Origin of the sequence: Buttiauxella cochleicola, from assembly GCF_021282405.1 — a bacterium.
Taxonomy (GTDB): domain Bacteria; phylum Pseudomonadota; class Gammaproteobacteria; order Enterobacterales; family Enterobacteriaceae; genus Buttiauxella; species Buttiauxella massiliensis.
On sequence record NZ_JAJSOU010000018.1, the window covers coordinates 46,641 to 69,434 of the forward strand.

Sequence of the window (22,794 nt, forward strand, 5' to 3'; positions counted from 1 at the left end):
TGATTCTCATCCCTTGATTAATTCGCATAATTAGTTGCGAAACTTCTGAATATTAGCTTCGTTTGCCTCAGAAAAGATTGACCCGCGCCTTTCCAAGGCTATATTTTCCCAGTACTCATTCGCATCGTAATTTTATAATTCACATTATTTATGTATTAAATTAATTTATAACTTATGCGAATATTATAAAAAGGGAAATTTCCACTCATGAATTTACTTACGTATGACTACAGCCCTTTTTTATGTGCCTTCACCATATTAATTCTTCTGGGTATTGCTGAGCTTATTTCACTTCTTTTAGGATGGTATTTATCGGGCGCGCTGGATGCTCATTTTGAGCACATCCATATCAGTACTCATGAATCCCCGGCTATACAATTTTTAGACTATCTGAACGTAGGTCGAATCCCCCTTATGGTCGTACTATGCCTTGTACTGGGATGTTTTGGGCTTATCGGCGTCTGTAGTCAATACTGTATAATCACATTCTTCGGCTCCCCTCTCTCGCCCTTTTTAGTTTCTATTTTCAGCCTGATACTCACATGTCCTTTGGTCCATACTTTGGGCATAAAACTGGCCCCTTGGTTACCACATGATGAAAGCAGCGCAGTTTCAGAAGAAAGTTTTATAGGATGCCTGGCATTCGTTACCGGCTCCCTCGCCATTGCAGGTAAACCTTGCGAAGCAAGGCTGAAAGATAAATTTGGGCAGATACATTATTTACTTGTTGAACCTGAAGAAGGAACCCAACTGCATTCAGGAGACAGAATAATCATTATTGAACGTTTAACGAGCACACGCTATTTGGCCGAGAAAAACCCCTGGCCTGATATTTTAATTTAGAAAAGGAAGAGATATGTTTGAAGGAATAAATTCCATGCCCTTGTGGCTTGTTACTGCCATCAGTGTCGTGGTCACGCTTTTTATAATCGGTTTGATCTTTGCCCGATTATATAACCGCGCTTCTGCGGAACAGGCATTTGTCAGAACCGGGCTTGGCGGTCTTAAAGTTGTGATGAGCGGGGGAGCCATTACGCTGCCTGTTTTCCATGAAATCATCGTCATTAATATGAACACCCTAAAGCTTGAAGTTAGCCGGGCGATGAAAGACAGCTTAATTACCAAAGATCGCATGCGTGTCGATGTCGTGGTTGCATTCTTTGTTCGAGTCAAACCGACAAAAGAAGGTATTGCCACCGCTGCTCAGACATTAGGTCAACGCACACTTTCTCCCGAAGATTTACGCATTCTGGTAGAAGATAAATTCGTCGATGCGCTGCGAGCTACCGCTGCGCAAATGACGATGCATGAACTCCAGGACACCCGCGAAAACTTTGTCCAGGGCGTTCAGAACACTGTTGCAGAAGACCTTACCAAAAACGGTCTGGAGTTAGAAAGTGTATCCCTGACTAACTTCAACCAAACTGAGAAAGAACATTTTAATCCTAATAATGCCTTTGATGCCGAAGGCCTGACCAAGCTCACTCAAGAAACAGAACGCAGGCGCCGAGAAAGAAACGAAGTCGAGCAGGATGTTGAAGTCGCTGTACGCGAGAAAAACCGTGACGCATTGTCACGTAAGCTCGAAATTACGCAGCAAGAATCTTTTATGTCGCTCGAACAAGAACAGCAGATTAAAACCCGTACAGCTGAGCAAAACGCTAAAATCGCGGTGTTCGAAGCCGAGCGTCATCGGGAAGCGGAGCAAAGCCGTATTCTCTCTGAACGCCAGATCCAGGAAAGTGAAATCGAAAGAGAGCAGATGGTTCGGACTCGTAAGGTTGAAGCCGAACGAGAAATTCGTATCAAAGAGATTGACCAACAGCAAGTCACCGAAATTGCGCAACAAAATAAAGCGATCGCTATTGCAGGCAAATCAGAACAGCAATCCCAGGCAGAGGCACGAGCCAACGATGCCCGTTCGGAAGCCGTGAGATCGGAACAAAATGTGGTTACAACCAAAGAAACCGCGATAGCGGACCGTGCAAAGCAAGTGGCATTGATTGCAGCAGCTCAAGATGCGGAAACTAAAGCTGTGGAACTGACTGTTCGCGCAAGAGCTGAGAAAGATGCGGCAGAAATGCAGGCTGCAGCTATTGTTGAACTGGCAGAAGCTGCACGTAAAAAAGGCCTCGCGGAAGCGGAGGCTCAGCGCGCACTTAACGATGCTATCAACGTGCTTTCCGATGAGCAGACCAGCCTCAAGTTCAAACTGGCGCTGCTGCAATCCCTGCCAGCTGTCATTGAAAAATCTGTTGAACCGATGAAAGCTATCGAAGGTATTAAGATCATTCAGGTTGATGGCTTGAACCGTGGCGGCGCAGTCAACGAAACCTCTAGCGGTGGTATTGGGGGTGGAAATCTGGCTGAACAAGCGTTGTCTGCAGCGTTAGCCTACCGCACTCAAGCTCCGTTAATTGATTCTTTACTCAATGAAATTGGTCTTTCCGGCGGATCACTTTCTGGACTGAGCGAACCATTGAAAGCCCTGGAAAAAAGAGCACAGCCCGCATTGATTGCAGATGTAGATAAGAACTTACATGTTGAAAGGAAAGAACAATCCGACAACAGAGAGCTTGAGTCCCTGCCGGTAGTGGCAGAGTAACCCTTACGCTAGCTGGAATAGTAAAGTCTACAGTTCTGGCAAAAATGCCCCGGTTATTGTTACCGGGGCATTTTTTTAGTGGCAATTACTGACCACTATCTTTTTGAATCTTCTTAATAATGTTCGTGGTTGAACAACCATCTTCAAAATTCAGCACCATCACTTCACCACCGTTGGCCCAGACCTCTTTACTCCCGGCAATATCATCCGGTTTGTAATCGCCACCTTTGACCAGCAGGTCAGGCAAGATCTCGCCAATCAAGCGTTGCGGAGTGTCTTCTTCAAACAACACAACCCAATCCACCGCTTCCAGGGCCGCTAACACGATCATGCGTTGATCCTGCGGGTTCACCGGACGGGTTTCACCTTTCAGGCGTTTGGTTGAAGCATCACTGTTTGCCGCAACAATCAGACGGTCGCCGAGCTTGCGCGCATTGGCCAGATACGAAACGTGGCCCGCATGAAGAATGTCGAACACGCCATTGGTCATCACGACCTTCTCGCCGCGCTTACGCGCGTTAGCCACAGCCACTTTCAGCTCAGCTTCGGTCATAACGCCAAAGCCTGAGTCAGCACGGCCACGCACAGCGTTTTCCAGCTCAATTGGCGAAACGGTGGAAGTACCCAGTTTGCCAACAACCACGCCTGCTGCCGCATTGGCAAAGTAGCATGCTTCTTCCAGCGAATTACCCGCAGCAAGCGTTGCCGCCAGCACACCAATTACCGTATCACCCGCACCGGTCACATCGTAAACTTCCTGCGCCTGCGTCGGCAAATGGAACGGCTCGATGCCAGGCTGAAGCAGTGTCATACCGTGTTCGGAACGAGTAATCAGCAAAGCGGAAAGATCGTATTCAGCGATTAGCTTCATACCACGTTCCACCAGCTCTTCGTCGTTCTTACACTTGCCAACAACCGCTTCAAATTCAGAGAGATTTGGCGTCAACAACGTAGCACCGCGATAGCGATTAAAGTCTGTGCCTTTCGGATCAATCAGCACTGGCACATTGGCCGCACGCGCAAGGCTAATCATATGCTGGACGCTTGCCAGCGCGCCTTTTGCGTAGTCAGAAAGCACCAGCGCGCCAATGTGTGGCAAAGCCTGGCTAATACGCTCGTGCAAAGGTTCCGGGTCAACGCCTTCAAAGCCTTCTTCGAAATCGAGGCGAATCAGCTGTTGGTTGCGGGAAAGTACACGCAGTTTGGTGATTGTCGGATGAGTCGGGACCGAAACGAAATCGCACTTAACGTTCACACCGGCCAGCGTCTGGCTGAGCGCGCGTGCAGCATCGTCGATGCCCGTCAGGCCAACCAGGCGTGAATTTGCACCCAGCGAAGCAATATTCATTGCCACGTTAGCCGCGCCGCCAGGGCGTTCTTCAATATTCTCGACTTTCACCACTGGCACCGGAGCTTCCGGGGAGATGCGGCTCGTAGGGCCATACCAGTAGCGATCCAGCATCACATCACCAACTACCATGACGCCTGCACGGCTGTATTCGGGCAGCGTTACTTTCATTCCTGACTCTCCAGAGAGGGATAAAATTTTGTCGCGGATAATATCACAATTAATCTTATGCGCGTGTTTGCGGCTCACTCAGCCATTTGTGCCAGCTTGTTAATACCTGCTCGCGCTCTTGAGTGAATGTATCCATTGCCACGTTTCCAGGCAGCTCTTGCAATGCCAGGTGATGAAGTTCATCGCGCAACGTGACATAAGCATGCGTCAGCGCTTTCGCTTCGTCATCACTCATGATGTCGTTTTGCGCCATTAATTCCAGAATGCGCACATTGTCAGACCAACGCGTCAATTTTGGCGCCTGCGCCGCATAACGTAAAACCAGATATTGAGTGATAAATTCGATATCGGTAATACCACCTTCATCGGCTTTAATATCAAAGCGTTCACGGGTTTTCCCACCCAGATGCGCACGCATTTTTTCGCGCATTTCACGCACTTCGGTCTGGAGTTTTTGACCTTCACGCGGCACACATAAAATCTTGCGGCGAATTGCATCGAATTCCTGCTTAAGCAGCGGATCGCCATAGACAATACGTGCGCGCACCAGGGCCTGGTGCTCCCAGGTCCAGGCTTCATTTTGCTGATAATCAGCGAAGGCTTCGGCGGTAGTCACCAGCATGCCAGCGGCACCCGACGGGCGCAAACGCGCGTCGACTTCATACAAAATGCCCGATGAGGTTCGTGTGCTAAACAGGTGCATAACGCGTTGCGCGAGGCGTAAATAGAACTGGCGACCGTCAATTTCACGCTCACCATCAGTCATCACATCCGACGGGCAATCGTGCAGGAAAACAAGATCCAAATCGGAACTGTAGCCGAGTTCCCAGCCACCGAGTTTGCCATAACCGACCACCGCAAACCCGCGCCCTTCACGGTTCTGTAAGTGTTTTGGCTGGCCGTATCGCAAGACCATTTGCGCCCAGGCTTGCTGGACGACAGCATCGATCATCGCTTCGGCAAGCCAGGTCAGATGATCACTGACTTTCATCACCGGCAACGTGCCCGTAATGTCAGCCGCCGCTACGCGTAACAGCTGCGCCTGTTTAAACTGGCGCAACGCTTCCAACTGTTGTTCTTCATCGTCATCAGGAACGCGCAGCAAATACTGGCGCAGTTCATCACGATAGGCGTCGGTGGCGGTCGGTTGGTAAAGCGTATTCGGGTCTAGCAATTCATCCAGCAGCAGCGGATAACGTGCCAGTTGACTGGCAATCATTGGCGACGCAGCACACAGCGTGATCAGGTGCTTCAGCGCTCCCGGATATTCCGTCAGCAGCTCAAGATAGGTGGTGCGTGTGACAATGCCGAGTAACAGCGGGGTTAAGCGCGACAACGGCAACGGCGCATCGCTGCGGGAACAAGCCTCGCACAGCAGGCGCGGCATCAGTTGATCCAGCACCTGGCGGCCACGCGGGCCAATGGTGCGCTTGTCAGTGTCCTGGCGGAAATCACTTACCAGACGCAGAACTTCGCCACGCGCTTGCGGCGTTAAATGCTCCAACACTGGCGTATTCGCATCAGCGTCCAATGCGTCCTGCCACAACTCACGCCAAGCTTCAGAGAGTTTATCCTCGCCCGGTTCAGGTTCATCATCGCCAATCAGCTCGTTAAATACCTGGCGCACCGCATTCATATGCTGTTGCAGCGTTTCTTGCAGTTCATCCCAGGTTTGCGCGTTCATGCCCCATGCAAGGCGAGCGCGGTTCAGCTCATCCCCAGGCAGCGTCTGAGTTTGTTCGTCATTGATGCTTTGCAGCAGGTTTTCGAGGCGGCGAAGATATAAATAGGCCTCATTCAGTTTGACGGCATCGCCTTCTGGCAGCAGGTGCAAATGTTGAATAGCTTTAAGGGTCGGCAGCAACGAACGTGACTGCAAAGAGGGCTCGCGGCCGCCACGAATCAGCTGGAATACCTGAACGATAAACTCGGTTTCGCGAATGCCGCCCGCGCCAAGTTTAATGTTATCGGTCAACCCACGGCGGCGGACTTCACGGGCGATCATCCCTTTCATGTTTCGCAAGGATTGGATCACACTGAAATCGATATAACGGCGGAAGACAAAAGGACGCAGCATGTTGCGCAGCTCCTGACTCCACACATCGTCGTTATCGCCCATGATACGAGCTTTAACCATCGCGTAGCGTTCCCAGTCACGGCCTTGTTCCTGGTAATAATCTTCTAATGCGGCGTAGCTCACCACCAACGGGCCGCTGTCGCCAAACGGACGCAGGCGCATATCGACGCGATAAACAAAGCCGTCTTGTGTCGGTTGGTCGAGGACTTTAATCAGGCGCTGGCCGAGGCGTGTGAAGAACTGGGCGTTGTCCAGTTCACGGCGCCCACCCAGGGTAGAACCGTTTTCCGGCCAGGCAAAAATCAGGTCGATATCCGAGGAGAAGTTCAGCTCACCGCCGCCAAGTTTGCCCATACCAAGAATCATCAGCGGTTGTGCGACACCCGCCTGGTTACACGGCGTGCCCCATTCGCGGCAGCATGCGGCATAGAGCCAGTCACGGGCGGCGATAATCAGCGTTTCTGCCAACGCACTCAACTGCTGGAGAGAGCTTTCAGTTGGCACTTGCTGTAAGGCCTGCGACCAGGCAATTCTCACCATCATGCGGCGGCGGAACAGGCGCAGTGCGGACATTAAAGCGAGTTCGCTATCGACCCCCTGCAACTCTTGCTGCAGCCAGGCCGCGTAGTGCTGCCATTCGTCGGCAAGCGGCGCTGAGTGCTGTAATTCCTCGAGCCATGCGGGGTGAGCTGCCATGCTGTCACAAACAAAATCACTAAACGCCAGCACAGCCTGAGCCTCAGGGCTTAGCGTCTGGCGGTCAATCTCTTGTGGCAGACGCGCCAGCGCCGCCTGCAAATGCTGCTGTAATAGTGGCGCTTGCGACATCATGGTCGTATCCCTTGTTAACAGTATCCCCTAAATAATTCGAGTTGCAGGTAGGCGGCAAGGGAACTAATCCCCAGGAACTTACAAGAGTAAGTGACTGGGGTGAGTTCCTGCGGCCAACAACCCTGCGACTCGAAGTATGACGGGGATTATTTTCCGCTATGCAGCCAGAATGGGGCCTGCGCAATAGCTTCATTACGATAATGTTCGATTTCTACTTGTTGGCGCGTCGCAATGGCATGACGCAGCCCTTGCCAGTTGTCCAACCACGGTTGCGTTTTCGCATCTTCATAAACGCCTGCCAGCAGACGGATAGAGCCAGTTTCACGCGCCAGACGCGGCAGTTGATCAGCATAGCTGTCACCTAACGGGCGCTGGAAAGTTTCTTTCAGTTCTGCGGCGTGGCGCGAAAGATGAGTATCCGCAAAACGCTTAAACGAACCCGCCAGTTTGACGTTAGCTTTTTCGTCGGTGAATTTCTGCCATTGACGCCCTACCAACCACTCGGTCAGCGCCAGTTTGGCCTGGCTACTTTCGGCGCTGAAAGCCAGCTCCTGCGCTTTAAGGTCAGAGGCCAGCATGGTTTCGTAAGTTGCGACCAGTTCACGAACTTGCGTACTCGCCTTGCGTGGAATAATGCCGCCAAACAGCGCCAGTGCGTAGCGCACAAGGCCAACCGCTTCCAGAACCTGTGCTTTCGCTTTGCCGTTACCACGCAACCACAGCTCTTCATGGTATTGCCAGTGGCTAAGCGCCAGTTCCAGTGAACCTTCCAGTCCTTGTTCAACCGTCGCTTTCGGGGGAACGCGTAATACCGTTAACGGCTTAATTTCTCTTTCCATATTTCCCTGCACCAGATGGTATCCACGCGCGGCTTTGCTCAGGCTGCCCTGACGTAAACCCGGTTGAGCAACCAGTTGCTTCGCAAAGGCTAAAACGTCTGCCGTCTCGCCTTCGAGTAATTCCAGTTCCAGCTCGCACAATGGCTCAGACAGTTCACCCGCTTTCACTTCTCCGAGATCCAGCGCCAGTTCGATACGGCTTTTGCCGTACGTCACCACCCATTTTTCGCGGGCAAAATCAGTGCTGAAAAGTGGGTTTAGCTGGGATTGCAAATCGTCCGGAGAAAGGCCCTCAGGCCAGACTTCTTTTGGCAGCAGCGACAGGTCAAGCTCAGCCTTGCTAAGCTCAACATTATATTCCGGGCGCTGGTGCAGCCCGCCAGTGACACGGCCTGCGATTTTCATCGTCATTTCATAGCGGCCATTATCGCCACGGATGCGTAAACCCATATCATGACGGCGCAACTGGTTGTCGGCGGTTTCATAATAGATGTTGAGCAACTGGCGGGGTTCACTATGCTGGCTTTCCAGCGAATTTAATGTGTTACGAAGAGAATCCAGTACAGCTGGATTAACAATAAATTTGAGTTCGATTTCCTGAGTCATCGTCATTTTACTTTTGGTTGTGTCACATCGGGCTAATGCCTGACGAACTTAATCGTTTGATGGGTGTCAGTAGATAATATTTTTCGCCAAATTACCATGAGTGGCGCGCATTTTGACGAGCCATAAGCTGTGAGCAATTGGTCAAATTCACACCAGGATGATTCTCATTCAGGTTTACGGATTGCACCGTCAGACTGATGCCACTACTATCGTTCCACTATTTATGACAATAACGACGAAATCATGCACAAATTCCGCCTAATTTGCCTTACTTTGCTCTCCCTTAGCGTTTCCGTAGTGGCTCATGCCGATGAAAAACGTTATGTATCTGACGAATTGAACACTTGGGTGCGTAGTGGTCCTGGGGATAATTACCGCTTGCTTGGCACCGTAAATGCGGGCGAAGAAGTGACATTGCTGCAAAGCAATGAAGAAACTAAATATGGCCAGGTGCGCGACAGTAATGGCCGTACCTCCTGGATCCCACTGGCGCAACTGAGCACCAATCCAAGCCTGCGTACGCGTGTGCCGGACCTTGAAAACCAGGTTAAGACGCTGACTGACAAGCTCACAAATATCGATACCACCTGGAATCAGCGCACGGCTGAAATGCAGCAGAAAGTTGCACAGAGTGACAGCGTAATTACTGGTCTTAAAGAAGAAAATCAACAACTTAAGAACCAATTGATCGTCGCAAAGAAGAAAGTCGATGCCGCGAATGTTCAGTTGGATGACAAGCAACGTGCCATCATTATGCAGTGGTTTATGTATGGCGGCGGCGTCGCTGGTTTCGGTCTGCTGCTCGGCCTGTTGCTGCCTCACATGATCCCAAGCCGCAAGAAGAAAGATCGCTGGATGAACTAATCTGCAACCCTGTATCCTACACTTACGTATTATCGTAATTGGATGCAGGGGCATTAAAGCGTGAAGATTTATCTGGTCGGTGGTGCAGTACGTGATGGGTTGTTGAGATTACCGGTCAAAGATAAAGATTGGGTGGTTGTTGGTGCAACACCACAAGAGATGCTTGATGCTGGGTACCAGCAGGTAGGGAAAGATTTCCCGGTGTTCCTGCACCCTAAATCACGTGAAGAATATGCACTCGCGCGTACTGAACGTAAATCAGGCCAGGGATATACAGGTTTTACCTGTTATGCCGCGCCTGATGTCACGCTTGAGCAGGACTTGCTGCGCCGCGATTTGACCATCAATGCGATTGCCCAGGACGAACACGGCGAATTTATCGACCCTTACAACGGGCGTGCCGATATCGAAAAACGTCTGCTGCGCCATGTTTCTCCCGCTTTTAATGAAGACCCGCTGCGCGTTTTACGCGTGGCGCGTTTTGCTGCACGTTACGCCCATCTTAGTTTCCAGATTGCCCCAGAAACCCTGACGCTAATGTCCTCCATGGCCTCTAACGGCGAACTTGAGCACCTCACGCCGGAGCGCGTGTGGAAAGAGACGGAAAACGCCCTCACTAGCCGTAACCCACAGGTTTATTTCGATGTGCTGCGCAAATGCGGGGCATTGAAAGTGTTGTTCCCGGAAATCGACGCGCTATTTGGTGTGCCTGCGCCAGAAAAGTGGCACCCGGAAATCGACACCGGTATTCACGTTCTGATGACGCTGGCGATTGCCGCCCAGCTCAGCCCGGACGTTGACGTACGCTTTGCCACGCTGTGCCACGATCTCGGTAAAGGGCTCACGCCAAAAGAGTTCTGGCCGCGTCACCATGGGCATGGCCCGGCAGGGGTAAAACTTGTCGAACGGTTATGCCAGCGCATGCGTGTGCCGAATGAAATTCGTGACCTCGCCAAACTGGTTGCCGAATATCACGATCTGATTCATACGATTTCTATCCTGCAACCCAAAACCATCATCAAATTATTCGATGCCATCGACGCATGGCGCAAACCACAGCGCGTCGAACAGGTGGCGTTAACCAGTGAAGCCGATGCTCGTGGGCGCACTGGTTTTGAAGCCAGTGATTATCCACAAGGCAGGTTGCTGCGAGCGGCCTGGAATGCGGCGCAAAGCGTCACCAACAAAGAAGTGATTGATGATGGTTTTAGCGGACCCGCAATTCGCGATGAATTAACGCGCCGCCGTATTGCCGCCGTGGAAGCATGGAAAAAAGAAGCGGGGTTGACCACGCCTTTACCATCCGCTAGCTGATGGATATCTGCCACAAACGAAGACGCCAAACAAAAAGCCACTCAATATGAGTGGCTTTTTTATTACTGAGTGGAGAACTTTAGAAGAAGACGAAATAAACCACTGCTGCGACCGCAAAGCGATAAATTGCGAACGGGATAAAGGAGATGCGTTTAATAACTTGCAGGAAGGTTTTAATCGCAATCAGCGCAACGATGAATGCGGTAATAAAACCAACGGCAAACATTGGCAAATCAGCCATGGTTAGGAAACCGATGCTCTTATACACATCCAGCACCGTGGCACCCATCATCATCGGCACCGCTAGCAAGAACGAGAACTCAGATGCTGCATAACGGCTAACACCCATTAACATCCCACCTGAAATTGTCGCACCAGAGCGAGAAAAACCAGGCCATAACGCTAAGCACTGGAAGCAACCAATTGCAAAAGCCTGACGATAGGTGATGTCATCAACCCCATCAGCACGCGGGACTTTTGGTTTTAACAGTTCTGCTGCAATCAGCAATACGCCGCCGACGACTAATGCGTACATGACGTTTATAGGGTTAAAGAGTGATTTAATGGCATCGTGGAATACCAGTCCCAGAACCACAGCAGGCACCATACCCAGCAAGATATGGATCAGCGACAAACGCCCTGTTCCAGTACCTTCATGCGGTTGGCGACCAAAATGAATGCCAATCAAGCCAAACAGGCGGCGCCAGAACATCACCACAACAGCTAAGATCGAACCAAGCTGGATTACCACTTCAAATGTTTTCGCGGTATCACCTTCAAATCCCAGAAGATGACCAACAATAATCATATGGCCGGTGGACGAGACGGGTAAAAACTCCGTTAACCCCTCGACAACACCAAGAATCGCGGCAATAACCAACGAGTGCAGATCGCTCATTAAAAAAATCCTCTAACCCCAAAAACAAACGTTAAAAAAGCGGCATCTGCCGCGAAAGATCACAGTTCAGACCAGGTTACCTACTTTTGGTTTAACTATGATGAACTTATTTACTGAGTTTAAGATTAACGCCACGCTCAATCACCACGCCAACATTCGCGGCCTGTGCCACAGCGCCTGGCTTGCTGACTTTTAACCTGATCCAAGGTGAGTTAAAGCGAGTCAGCAGCAATTGCGCTACCTCTTCAGCAACACGTTCTACCAATGCAAAACGGCCGCCAGATACATGGTTGATTACCGCTTCGCTGACATCTGCATAGCTTAAACAATGAGTTACATCATCACTGCTGGCGGCCAGGCTATTATCCCATGCCATCTCGATATCAAATACCAGCTTCTGGGAGATGGTTTGTTCCCAGTCATAAACACCAATAGTGGTGATTACAGTAAGTTGCTCTATAAATACAATATCCATCACGCCCTGCCCGGTTTTTAGTCACGCCAGATACCACTTCCGGCGAAATATGCGTATTATCCACAGATGCAGAGAATACAACGACACTTTCAAAATGGAACAGCGTTATGAGTGCAATCGCGCCTGGCATGATCCTGCTTGCGTATCTTTGCGGCTCAATTTCTAGCGCCATCCTGGTCTGCCGAATCGCCGGTCTCCCTAACCCACGAGAGAATGGATCCGGCAACCCAGGTGCGACCAATGTTTTGCGAATTGGCGGTAAAGGTGCAGCCGTAGCGGTACTCATTTTTGATGTTCTCAAAGGAATGTTACCCGTCTGGGCGGCTTACGCGCTGGGTGTGACACCTTTCTGGCTTGGGCTTATCGCCATCGCTGCCTGTCTTGGCCATATCTGGCCCGTTTTCTTTAATTTCCACGGTGGCAAAGGGGTTGCGACCGCCTTTGGCGCTATTGCACCTATCGGCTGGGACTTAACCGGCGTGATGGCTGGAACCTGGCTGTTGAGTGTATTACTCAGCGGTTATTCCTCACTAGGTGCCATAATTAGCGCACTGATTGCCCCTTTCTATGTCTGGTGGTTCAAACCGCAGTTCACCTTCCCGGTCGCTATGCTTTCTTGCCTGATTTTAATGCGCCATCACGATAATATTCAGCGTTTGTGGCGCGGGCAAGAAACCAAAATCTGGAAGAAACTGCGCAAAAATAAAGACAAAAAAAAGGAGTGATTGCTCACTCCTTCTCGACTAATTCTGCAAAGTTTTTACGCCGCAGGTAACTCAGCCAATGGCCAACGTGGGCGGACTGTTACGCTTAATTCGCCCACCGTTCCTGCTTTCAAACGAATCATACCTGCATAGGCAATCATCGCACCGTTATCGGTACAAAACTCAGGACGAGCGTAGAAGACTTCGCCACGGCGCTTAGCCATCATTTCTGCCATACGCGCACGCAGTGTACGGTTGGCGCTCACACCACCAGCCATCACCAGACGTTTAAAACCGGTTTGATCCAATGCCCGTTTGCACTTGATTGCCAGGGTATCGACAACCGCATCTTCAAAGGCACGAGCGATATCGGCACGCGTTTGCGGGTCTGCTTCGTTGCCGCGAATAGTGTTCGCAGCAAAGGTTTTCAGACCAGAGAAACTGAAATCAAGACCAGGGCGATCGGTCATCGGGCGTGGGAAAGTAAACCGCCCTTCAGTGCCCTCAGAAGCCATTTTTGACAACATTGGGCCACCAGGATAATCCAGACCCAATAGTTTGGCCGTCTTATCAAAGGCTTCACCTGCAGCGTCGTCAATTGACTCACCCAGAAGTTCGTATTGGCCAATACCCGTCACACTAATCAGTTGCGTATGGCCGCCGGAAACCAGCAGTGCCACAAACGGGAACTCTGGCGGATTATCTTCCAGCATCGGGGCTAATAAATGCCCTTCCATGTGATGCACCGGCACAGCGGGTACATCCCAGGCAAACGCCAGAGAACGGCCAATTGTTGCGCCTACAAGCAGTGCTCCTACAAGCCCTGGTCCGGCGGTATAGGCAACACCATCAATATCTTTTGCTGTTAATCCAGCCTCTTTAAGAGCCGCCTGAATCAATGGCACGGTTTTACGTACATGGTCACGGGAAGCAAGCTCCGGCACCACGCCGCCGTAGTCAGCATGCAATTTCACCTGACTATACAATTGATTGGCTAATAAACCCTTTTCATCGTCGTAAATGGCGATGCCGGTTTCATCACAGGATGTTTCTATACCCAGTACACGCATGGCGTTCTCTACCTCAAAGTCTTGCGGCGAAGTTTAAGCCCATGAGCGCTTATTGTAAAACTTTGCTCACATACTGGGCGTAGGTGGTGTATAATCCGCACCCCTGGAAGATTCCGGCCTTAAAAGCCAGGTTTCTGGTTGTCCGGTGCTTTACAAAGCAGCAGTAGTTGCAGTAAAATTCCGCACCATTTTGAAATAGCTGACGCCTCAGTCAGCGGCAAACCGAATTTATCAAAGGTGAGAGTTAATGCCGGTAATTAAAGTACGTGAAAACGAGCCATTCGACGTAGCACTGCGTCGCTTCAAGCGTTCTTGTGAGAAAGCAGGTGTTCTGGCGGAAGTTCGTCGTCGTGAGTTCTATGAAAAACCAACGACTGAACGTAAACGCGCTAAAGCTTCTGCTGTGAAACGTCACGCTAAGAAACTGGCTCGCGAAAACGCACGCCGCACTCGTCTGTACTAGTATCCTGGAGGTTTACACCTCCGGAACAGACTTGTAGTAGTTGTAAAGGCCGTGCTTCCGAAAGGAATGCGCGGCTTATTTTCGTTCATGAACTGACATACTTCCTGCTCTTTCGCACTGCTGCAATATCGCATGTCTGAAGGAAAGCGAGTACCAAACGGGGCCTATGGCTGGACGAATTCCACGTGTTTTCATCAATGACTTGCTGGCTCGCACCGACATCATCGATCTGATCGATGCGCGTGTTAAGCTCAAAAAGCAGGGCAAGAACTATCATGCGTGCTGTCCGTTCCATAACGAAAAAACCCCCTCTTTCACCGTAAACGGTGAAAAACAGTTTTACCATTGCTTCGGCTGTGGGGCACACGGCAACGCCATCGATTTTTTAATGAACTATGACAAGCTTGAGTTTGTCGAAAGCGTTGAAGAATTATCAGCGATGCACAATCTTGAAGTGCCTTACGAAGTCGGTAGCGGACCAAGCCAGATTGAGCGTCATCAACGGCAAAGTCTTTATCAATTGATGGATGGCTTGAACGCCTTCTATCAGCAATCCCTGGCTCAACAATCGGCTGAATCTGCACGCCAGTATCTGGAACGGCGTGGTTTAAGTAACGAAGTTATTCAACACTTCGCCATTGGCTATGCTCCTCCCGGCTGGGATAACGTATTAAAGCGTTTTGGTGGCAATAGCGAAAACCGTCAAGCTCTGACGGATGCAGGCATGTTGGTAACTAACGATCAGGGACGCAGTTACGACCGTTTCCGCGAAAGGGTGATGTTCCCCATCCGCGACAAACGGGGCCGGGTAATTGGTTTTGGTGGACGAGTGCTTGGCGATGGCCAGCCTAAATACCTTAACTCCCCGGAAACCGATATTTTCCATAAAGGCCGCCAGCTCTATGGCCTGTATGAAGCACAGCAAAGCCAGCCTGAACCAGCACGTTTATTGGTTGTGGAAGGCTACATGGATGTGGTGGCATTGGCGCAATACGGCATATCGTACGCCGTTGCTTCATTGGGCACCTCAACCACCGCTGACCATATCCAGTTGTTGTTCCGGGTGACGGATACCGTTGTTTGTTGTTATGACGGGGATCGCGCAGGGCGTGACGCTGCATGGCGTGCTCTGGAAACTGCGCTACCTTATATGACGGATGGACGTCAGTTGCGCTTTATGTTCCTGCCTGACGGTGAAGATCCCGACACGCTGGTGCGTAAAGAAGGAAAAGAAGCATTTGAAGCGCGCATGGAACATGCTCAACCGCTTTCGACGTTTCTTTTTAACAGCCTGATGCCTCAGGTTGATTTGAGTTCACCTGATGGCCGTGCGCGACTGAGTACTCTTGCTTTACCCCTGATTAGTCAGGTACCTGGTGAAACACTACGCATTTATTTGCGTCAGGAACTGGGAAACAAACTGGGCATTCTGGACGATAACCAGCTTGAAAAGCTGATGCCAAAGCTTGCGGAAAGCAGCACCCCGCGCCCGGCTCCACAGCTAAAACGCACAACCATGCGTATACTGATAGGACTGTTGGTGCAGAATCCGGAGTTGGCACCGAGTGTGCCACCGCTTAGCGGTCTGGAGCAGGCGAAGTTGCCAGGATTAAAACTCTTTATTGACCTGGTGAACACCTGTCTGGCACAACCTGGTTTAACCACCGGGCAGCTTTTAGAGCTATATCGCGGCACAAATGAAGCAGCCACCCTTGAAAAACTCTCTTCATGGGACGATATAGCAGATAAGGACATCGCAGAAAAAACGTTCAACGATGCACTCGAACATATGTTTGATTCCGTGCTGGAGTTGAGGTTTGAAGAATTGATGGCACGTTCCAGAACCACTGGGCTAACGCCTGCGGAGCGTGAGGAAGTCCGTGTGATTACACAATCGATTACACAATCACGCGCGAAAAAGTAAAGGCGTTATCGGTGAAACCAGTTTTCGTGCGGACAGCGCACAGCCACCGGAGCATACTCAAGTATGTGAGGATGGCGAGCACTGCCCAAGCGGAAAATGGTGAACAAGATAGCCTGCAAGATTCTATCGGCTTAAGTGCCGAACATTAATCGGGTCAAACCCGAACGCCGCAAGGATGGGCAGCGGCAATAAAATAAGTCAGCCCTCGTTACGTTATTGTTGGCGGTTTCGCCGACCGACACCAACCCTAATACTGAAGTGTGGATACCGTCTTATGGAGCAAAACCCGCAGTCACAGCTTAAACTTCTTGTTACCAAGGGCAAGGAGCAAGGCTATCTGACCTATGCCGAGGTCAATGACCATCTGCCGGAAGATATCGTCGACTCCGATCAGATCGAAGACATCATCCAAATGATCAATGACATGGGCATTCAGGTGATGGAAGAAGCACCTGACGCCGATGACCTGTTGCTTGCTGAAAACTCAAACAACACAGACGAAGATGCGGAAGAAGCTGCCGCACAAGTACTGTCTAGCGTAGAGTCTGAAATCGGGCGCACCACTGACCCGGTTCGTATGTACATGCGTGAAATGGGTACCGTTGAGCTGTTAACCCGTGAGGGTGAAATCGATATCGCTAAGCGTATCGAAGACGGTATCAACCAAGTGCAGTGCTCCGTTGCCGAATATCCGGAAGCGATCACTTATCTGCTTGAGCAATACGACCGCGTTGAAGCAGAAGAAGCTCGTCTGTCTGATTTGATCATCGGCTTTGTTGACCCGAATGCTGAAGAAGACCTTGCCCCTACCGCCACTCACATTGGTTCTGAGCTAACCAGCGAAGAAAACACTAATAGTGACGATGAGGAGGAAGACGAAGAAGAAGCTGACGATGACAACAGCATCGACCCAGAACTTGCTCGTGAAAAATTCGGTGAGCTGCGTACACAGTACGAAAAAGCTCGTGACACGATCAAAGCGAAAGGCCGTGCACACGCCGATTCTGCAGCTGAAATCCAACAACTGTCTGAAGTCTTCAAACAGTTCCGCCTGGTACCGAAGCAATTCGACTACCTGGTAAACAGCATGCGCGTCATGATGGACCGCGTTCGTACGCAAGAACGTCTGATCATGAGATTGTGTGTTGAACAGTGCAAAATGCCGAAGAAAAACTTCATCACACTGTTCACCGGCAACGAAACCAGCGAAACCTGGTTTAACGCTGCTATCGCAATGAACAAGCCGTGGTCTGAAAAACTGCATGACGTTGCAGAAGACGTGCATCGTAGCCTGCAAAAGCTGCAACAGATTGAAGAAGAAACCGGCCTGACCATCGAACAGGTTAAAGATATCAACCGTCGTATGTCCATCGGTGAAGCGAAAGCTCGTCGTGCGAAGAAAGAGATGGTTGAAGCAAACTTACGTCTGGTTATTTCTATCGCTAAGAAATACACCAACCGTGGTCTGCAATTCCTCGACTTGATTCAGGAAGGCAACATCGGCCTGATGAAAGCGGTTGATAAGTTTGAATATCGTCGTGGTTATAAGTTCTCTACTTATGCAACATGGTGGATTCGTCAGGCTATCACGCGTTCTATCGCTGACCAGGCGCGTACCATCCGTATTCCTGTGCATATGATTGAGACAATCAACAAACTCAACCGTATTTCGCGCCAGATGCTGCAAGAGATGGGCCGTGAACCGACGCCGGAAGAATTAGCTGAACGTATGCTGATGCCGGAAGACAAAATCCGTAAAGTGCTGAAAATCGCTAAAGAGCCTATCTCCATGGAAACGCCAATCGGCGACGATGAAGATTCGCATCTGGGTGATTTCATCGAGGATACCACCCTCGAGCTGCCACTGGACTCTGCAACGTCTGAGAGCCTGCGTAACGCAACTCACGACGTTCTGGCAGGCCTGACAGCGCGTGAAGCTAAAGTTCTGCGTATGCGTTTCGGTATCGATATGAATACCGACCACACGCTGGAAGAAGTGGGTAAACAGTTCGACGTTACCCGCGAACGTATCCGTCAGATTGAAGCGAAGGCACTGCGCAAACTGCGCCACCCAAGCCGTTCTGAAGTACTGCGTAGCTTCCTGGACGATTAATCTTATCGCCCTTCTAAAGAGCCCTCTTCGTGAGGGCTTTTTTATGCCCGTAAGAATGTCATTCCAGCCAGTATTCGTGCCCGTGTTGCCCGATGAAATACCAGAAGTGAAAAGTATAAGAGTTTGATTAGGCTTTGATTATAAAAGCAGCAGATGTCACGCAATCACTGGATTGATGCTGCAAGTTACATTATAATCCTGCGCCACGGCCCCTTAGCTCAGTGGTTAGAGCAGGCGACTCATAATCGCTTGGTCGCTGGTTCAAGTCCAGCAGGGGCCACCAAATTTTAGCTTTAAAATCCTATGATTAAGCCACTCGAAAGAGTGGCTTTTTTGTTGTCTAAACTTTGAGTGGCGATGGTGTGGCAACAGTGCCGCGTCGGCGATACCAGCGAGACACCATGTAATTCAGGCCACTGCACAGCAGGTAATACACCAACCCCGTAAAGATAAAGATGGCCGCGGGATAGACCTGTACCCGGCTGTTGACCTGTCCCGCCACGGTGGTTAGCTCTGGCACATTGACGATGAACGCCAGAGAAGTGTCTTTAAGCAGCGCGATAAACAGCCCCACGTAGGAAGGAAAGACGTTGCGCATCGCCTGTGGCAGTAATACCAGGCGCAGTATTTGCCATACATTCAATCCACCAGCCACCGCTGCTTCACGTTGCCCGGACGGGAGAGCCTGTAAACCCGCGAGCGTGGTGTGCATCACTGCAGCAGAGGTAAACCACGCCAGCGCCAGAGTGACGGTCAGCGCACCGGGTAAATCGCTACCGGTGATAATCGGCAGCAAGAAGTAGAGCCAGAAAATTACAAAAATAAGCGGGATACCGCGGATGAATTCAGCCCAAATAAACACTAACCGCCGCACAATGCCATCAAACCGCCAGGCGAGTCCTGCCAGCAATACCCCCCCTACCAGCGCCAACACTGCCGCTCCGGCCGCCATTAGCAGCGTAAGCAATACGCCGCCCGGTTCACCCTGCGCCATTCTTCCCCACAGTAGATAATCCAGGTTGTCGGTAATCACCGTCAGATTAGCGATCATGCTGTGCCTCCGTATCCCGCACTTTAGTAACATGGCGCTTATGTTCAGACGGGTGCGGGCCAAGCCAGGCGAACAATCCACCCATCACCAATCCTAAAGCCAGATACAGCACTGTTCCCACAGCAAAAGCCTCCAGCGCATGTGCGTTGTAGCTTTCGATTTGTCTGACCTGATAAGTCAGTTCCGCAAAGCCGATACCAGTGGCTAGCGACGAGAGCTTCATCAAGTTAAGATGCTGCCCCACTACCGGCTGCCAGGCATTCCTCATCCCTTGTGGAAGTAGGATCCAACGGAAGATCGACCAGAATGAGAAGCCTTGCGAAAGCGCAGCTTCCACCTGTCCCTGAGGTACGGCCTGCAACCCGCTGCGCAGCTCTTCGAGCAGAAATGCAGAAGTAAACAGCCCAAGCCCCCAGGCAGCGCAGAGAAACTCCGGAGTGAACCACCACACATTTCCGGGCAGTATCGACCAACTGTGCTCATCGTTAATAAAGCTACGCAACGCCTGCGGAAGGAAATTCCACGCGGCGAAATACCAGAACAGCAGTTGCACCAGCAGCGGCGTGTTGCGAAACAGAGATACCCATACCGCAACCACCGCGCGACCGATACGCCCGCAGGCAAGTCTCAGCCCGAGTAATAACAGCGTTGAAGCCGTTGCCAACAGTACTCCCGCCAGGGTGACCCAGACCGTGGTTAAAAAGCCGGAAATAATCCATTGCAACGGCTGTCCTGTCAGGACTCCAGCCCAGTCTATGTGCCAGTTCATGGTTCATCCTTAAACCCGGCATGCAAAGGGTCGAGTACCTTTTGTAGAAAACGCCGGGTGCGTGGATGTTGCGGTGAGCTGAAGAACCGCGCCGGAGGAGCCTGCTCAAGAATTTCGCCGCCATCGATAAACACCACCCGATCGGCAATTTCCCGGGCGAACTGCATTTCATGGGTGACGACAATCATCGTAATGCCACTGTGGGCCAGGGATTTCATCACCATCAGCACTTCACCGATCATTTCCGGATCCAGTGCCGAAGTGGGTTCATCGAACAAGATTATCTGCGGCGAGGATGCTAAAGCCCGGGCGATGGCCACACGCTGCTGCTGCCCGCCGGAAAGCTGCGCAGGATATTGATGTGCTTTCTCGGCAAGCCCGACCCGAGACAACAACGTTACTGCCTGCTGTTTAGCCTCATCAGGTTCCCAGCCATGAACATGCGTCAGAGAAAGTGTGATGTTCTGCTCGGCGGTGAGATGAGCATATAAATTGAACTGCTGGAACACAAATCCGATGCGGCTACGCAAGGCACGCAGAGCTTTGCCTTGCAAATCCCGTGTCGGTTTGCCATCAATAAAAATGTCCCCCGCACTTAACGGTTCGAGCTGGTTTATCAGTCGGATTAACGTCGATTTACCGGAGCCCGAAGGCCCGCAAATCGCCACCACTTCACCGGCGTTGATTTTCAGGTCGATGGACTTGAGGACCTGGTTTTCGTCGTAACTTTTGCCAGCCTGACGAAACTCAACGCTGGCATCCTGTAAATGTGCAAAATCCGCGGCCTGCACCGCGGATCGTTTGGATAAGGCACTCACCATGTTACTGAGCTTCTATTTTAAAGCCGCGTGGCTGGGGAGTTTTACTGCCAGGACCAAACCAGCTGTCGTAAATCTTCGCCGCTTCACCGTTTTGCTCAAGCTTCACTAACTCGCCGTTAACTGCTGTAAGCAGTGCCGTTTCGCCCTTCTTCACCCCGACGCCAATCTCTTCTTTGCTGAGTAGGTCAGGGAGAATTTTGAACTTCGCTTTATCCGGTGCTTCAGCCAACAGACCGGCCAGAATGGTGCTGTCCTGGGTAATCGCCTGCACGTTGCCGTTACGCAGCGCCGTCAGCGCCAGCGGGATATCGTCATAGGAAAGCACGCGAGCGGATGGGAAACGCTGATGCAGCGCCTGCTCACCGGTCGTGCCTTTTACTGCACCAATACGGTCGTGCCCGTAGTCATCAAGTTTGTCCGCTGACGCTGCCGGTACCAGGAATTGCTGGCCCGTCACGAAATAAGGCGTGGAGAAGTCGACAACCTGCGCGCGCTCCGGCGTGATGGTGATATCAGCGACGATCAGATCCACTTTACCAGATTGCAGCAAAGGAATGCGGTTGGCTGGATTAGTTGCCACCAGCTCCAGTTTTACGCCAAGAGACTTTGCGAGGGCCTTCGCAAAATCAACATCATAGCCAACGATATCGTGAGTTTTAGCATCGATGGAGCCAAATGGCGGGTTAGCGTCAAAAGTGGCGACGCGCACGACGCCTGCTTTTTGAATATCGGCCAGTTGGTCAGCCTGAGCCACTGTGGCGGTAAGGCCGGACAGTGCCAGTAAAACGAGTGATGCGATCTTATTTTTATGAGAGGTCATTGCGTGTGCCATAGTTTTTCCTTGTTATCCCAGCTTTTAGCAAGCTAAGGCCTTACACTCCCATATCCCGAATCGCACCACCAATGCTTAAAAAACATTAACATATGAGGAAAATATATTAAGGTTGGAGGCGTTTCACATCGATAGACAGAGAAATCCGCCATCCTTAAGCTCGCAGATATAGCCGCTTTAATGGTTCAAATAAGGGTCCATCAATAATGAATGCTCAAATAACGAAAACCCCGACGTCCACGATATCTACCGGTACAACTTTTAGCCCGGCGAGTCTGCAGTTCCTGAACAAGCTCGCGCAAAACAATTCCCGAGACTGGTTTAAAGACCACCAGGATGAATACGAAAATACCGTGCGCACTCCTGCCCTGCGATTTATCGAGCAGATGCAGCCCGGCATTCTTGCCATTTCATCGAAGCTCACTGCCGTGCCAAAAAAAGTCGGCGGTAGTCTTATGCGCCCGCAGCGAGACAGTCGCTTCAGCAAAGATAAAACGCCCTACAAAACCAATGTCGGGATTCAGTTCCGTCATTTCCAGGGAAAAGACGTTCATGCACCAGGGCTCTATCTCCATATAGCCCCTGAAGGTTGCTTTATTGCCGCCGGAATTTGGCACCCCGAATCAAAAGCCCTGAGTGCTATTCGCCAATGTATTGATGAGAACCCCAACGCTTATCAAAAGGCGTTACAGGAGCTACAAAGCCAGGGATTTATCATGGATGGCGATAGCTTAAGTCGCCCGCCAAAGGGCTTTGATAAAACCCATCCTTTGCTTACTGAATTGAAGCGCAAAGATTTTATCGCGTTGAAAAACATCGATTTCGAAGAGCTGTGCAAACCGGATGCTATCAATTTCTGTGCCGAACAATTTCAGCATTGCTCTCAATTGATGGCTTATCTCTGTTTTGCCCTGGAACTTGATTTCTAAAACATCTCGGAAAAGTTGCCAAAACGTTAAATGCATCACATTTACGGTGCTACACTACGCGGCTTTATTGGAAGCAGCGGCGGGTAGATT

18 protein-coding genes, 1 tRNA gene and 1 pseudogene are annotated in these 22,794 nt (G+C 50.8%); 10 read left to right on the top strand and 10 right to left on the bottom strand.

Going from position 1 to position 22,794, the window contains the following annotated elements; genetic code table 11:
• Nucleotides 1-207 precede the first annotated feature (207 nt).
• A complete protein-coding gene (locus LVQ79_RS19660) occupies nt 208-843 on the top strand; it encodes an OB-fold-containig protein (protein WP_232866255.1) in 636 nt (211 codons plus the stop codon).
• A 13-nt stretch (nt 844-856) separates the two neighbouring features.
• Nucleotides 857-2,485: pseudogene (locus tag LVQ79_RS19665) on the top strand (flotillin family protein); the annotation flags it as partial.
• Nucleotides 2,486-2,690: 205 nt separating this feature from the next.
• On the opposite strand, the gene hldE reads toward LVQ79_RS19665, so the two are convergent.
• The 3 genes from hldE to LVQ79_RS19680 form a co-directional block, all read right to left on the bottom strand.
• A complete protein-coding gene (hldE, locus tag LVQ79_RS19670; RefSeq protein WP_232866257.1) occupies nt 2,691-4,124 on the bottom strand; it encodes a bifunctional D-glycero-beta-D-manno-heptose-7-phosphate kinase/D-glycero-beta-D-manno-heptose 1-phosphate adenylyltransferase HldE in 1,434 nt (477 codons plus the stop codon).
• Between the two features lie 55 nt (nt 4,125-4,179).
• Entirely contained in the window at nt 4,180-7,032 is a 2,853-nt protein-coding gene (gene glnE, locus LVQ79_RS19675) for a bifunctional [glutamate--ammonia ligase]-adenylyl-L-tyrosine phosphorylase/[glutamate--ammonia-ligase] adenylyltransferase (protein ID WP_232866259.1), read from the bottom strand.
• Between the two features lie 146 nt (nt 7,033-7,178).
• On the bottom strand, nt 7,179-8,477 hold the full coding sequence (locus LVQ79_RS19680; protein ID WP_232866260.1) for a CYTH domain-containing protein: 1,299 nt from the start codon (nt 8,475-8,477) through the stop codon (nt 7,179-7,181).
• A gap of 243 nt (nt 8,478-8,720) precedes the next feature.
• On the opposite strand from LVQ79_RS19680, the gene LVQ79_RS19685 reads away from it, so the two are divergent.
• Entirely contained in the window at nt 8,721-9,341 is a 621-nt protein-coding gene (locus LVQ79_RS19685; protein WP_064516062.1) for a TIGR04211 family SH3 domain-containing protein, read from the top strand.
• 60 nt (nt 9,342-9,401) lie between these two features.
• Nucleotides 9,402-10,655, top strand: coding sequence for a multifunctional CCA addition/repair protein (locus LVQ79_RS19690; protein ID WP_232866262.1), 1,254 nt, complete (start codon nt 9,402-9,404; stop codon nt 10,653-10,655).
• A 79-nt stretch (nt 10,656-10,734) separates the two neighbouring features.
• Here LVQ79_RS19690 and bacA read toward each other — a convergent pair whose 3' ends face one another.
• Complete coding sequence (gene bacA, locus LVQ79_RS19695; protein WP_232866263.1) at nt 10,735-11,553, bottom strand: undecaprenyl-diphosphate phosphatase; 819 nt, start codon at nt 11,551-11,553, stop codon at nt 10,735-10,737.
• A gap of 106 nt (nt 11,554-11,659) precedes the next feature.
• Nucleotides 11,660-12,028, bottom strand: coding sequence for a bifunctional dihydroneopterin aldolase/7,8-dihydroneopterin epimerase (gene folB / locus LVQ79_RS19700; protein ID WP_232866264.1), 369 nt, complete (start codon nt 12,026-12,028; stop codon nt 11,660-11,662).
• A gap of 107 nt (nt 12,029-12,135) precedes the next feature.
• Here folB and plsY point away from each other — a divergent pair, with 107 nt between their 5' ends.
• The gene (gene plsY / locus LVQ79_RS19705) at nt 12,136-12,753 is read left to right on the top strand and encodes a glycerol-3-phosphate 1-O-acyltransferase PlsY (RefSeq protein ID WP_232866265.1); all 618 of its coding nucleotides are present in this window, start codon (nt 12,136-12,138) and stop codon (nt 12,751-12,753) included.
• A gap of 35 nt (nt 12,754-12,788) precedes the next feature.
• Here the strand turns inward: plsY and tsaD are convergent, their stop codons facing one another.
• Nucleotides 12,789-13,802: a tRNA (adenosine(37)-N6)-threonylcarbamoyltransferase complex transferase subunit TsaD gene (gene tsaD, locus LVQ79_RS19710; protein ID WP_232866267.1), complete on the bottom strand. Its 1,014-nt coding sequence runs from the start codon at nt 13,800-13,802 to the stop codon at nt 12,789-12,791.
• Between the two features lie 247 nt (nt 13,803-14,049).
• On the opposite strand from tsaD, the gene rpsU reads away from it, so the two are divergent.
• The 4 genes from rpsU to LVQ79_RS19730 all read left to right on the top strand — a co-directional run bounded on the left by rpsU (nt 14,050) and on the right by LVQ79_RS19730 (nt 18,585).
• Nucleotides 14,050-14,265, top strand: a complete 216-nt coding sequence (rpsU, locus tag LVQ79_RS19715) for a 30S ribosomal protein S21 (protein ID WP_001144069.1) — start codon at nt 14,050-14,052, stop codon at nt 14,263-14,265.
• A 166-nt stretch (nt 14,266-14,431) separates the two neighbouring features.
• Nucleotides 14,432-16,189, top strand: a complete 1,758-nt coding sequence (gene dnaG / locus LVQ79_RS19720) for a DNA primase (RefSeq protein WP_232866268.1) — start codon at nt 14,432-14,434, stop codon at nt 16,187-16,189.
• Nucleotides 16,190-16,463: 274 nt separating this feature from the next.
• Nucleotides 16,464-18,302 carry an RNA polymerase sigma factor RpoD gene (rpoD, locus tag LVQ79_RS19725; protein WP_232866270.1) on the top strand — a complete coding sequence of 613 codons (1,839 nt, stop codon included), beginning with the start codon at nt 16,464-16,466 and terminating at the stop codon, nt 18,300-18,302.
• A 207-nt stretch (nt 18,303-18,509) separates the two neighbouring features.
• Nucleotides 18,510-18,585 (top strand) — tRNA-Ile (locus LVQ79_RS19730).
• Between the two features lie 57 nt (nt 18,586-18,642).
• Here LVQ79_RS19730 and LVQ79_RS19735 read toward each other — a convergent pair.
• The 4 genes from LVQ79_RS19735 to LVQ79_RS19750 are packed head-to-tail and all read right to left on the bottom strand — an operon-like array spanning nt 18,643 to nt 21,763.
• A complete protein-coding gene (locus tag LVQ79_RS19735; protein WP_232866271.1) occupies nt 18,643-19,353 on the bottom strand; it encodes an amino acid ABC transporter permease in 711 nt (236 codons plus the stop codon).
• Nucleotides 19,343-20,122, bottom strand: coding sequence for an amino acid ABC transporter permease (locus LVQ79_RS19740; protein ID WP_232866272.1), 780 nt, complete (start codon nt 20,120-20,122; stop codon nt 19,343-19,345). Before LVQ79_RS19740 ends, LVQ79_RS19735 begins: the two co-directional genes overlap by 11 nt.
• Complete coding sequence (locus LVQ79_RS19745; protein WP_151996013.1) at nt 20,119-20,943, bottom strand: amino acid ABC transporter ATP-binding protein; 825 nt, start codon at nt 20,941-20,943, stop codon at nt 20,119-20,121. The genes LVQ79_RS19740 and LVQ79_RS19745 overlap by 4 nt, the downstream gene beginning before the upstream one ends.
• 1 nt (nt 20,944) lies before the next feature.
• On the bottom strand, nt 20,945-21,763 hold the full coding sequence (locus LVQ79_RS19750; RefSeq protein ID WP_232866283.1) for an ABC transporter substrate-binding protein: 819 nt from the start codon (nt 21,761-21,763) through the stop codon (nt 20,945-20,947).
• A 218-nt stretch (nt 21,764-21,981) separates the two neighbouring features.
• Here LVQ79_RS19750 and LVQ79_RS19755 point away from each other — a divergent pair, with 218 nt between their 5' ends.
• Nucleotides 21,982-22,704: a DUF2461 domain-containing protein gene (locus LVQ79_RS19755; protein WP_232866274.1), complete on the top strand. Its 723-nt coding sequence runs from the start codon at nt 21,982-21,984 to the stop codon at nt 22,702-22,704.
• The last annotated feature ends 90 nt before the right edge of the window (nt 22,705-22,794 follow it).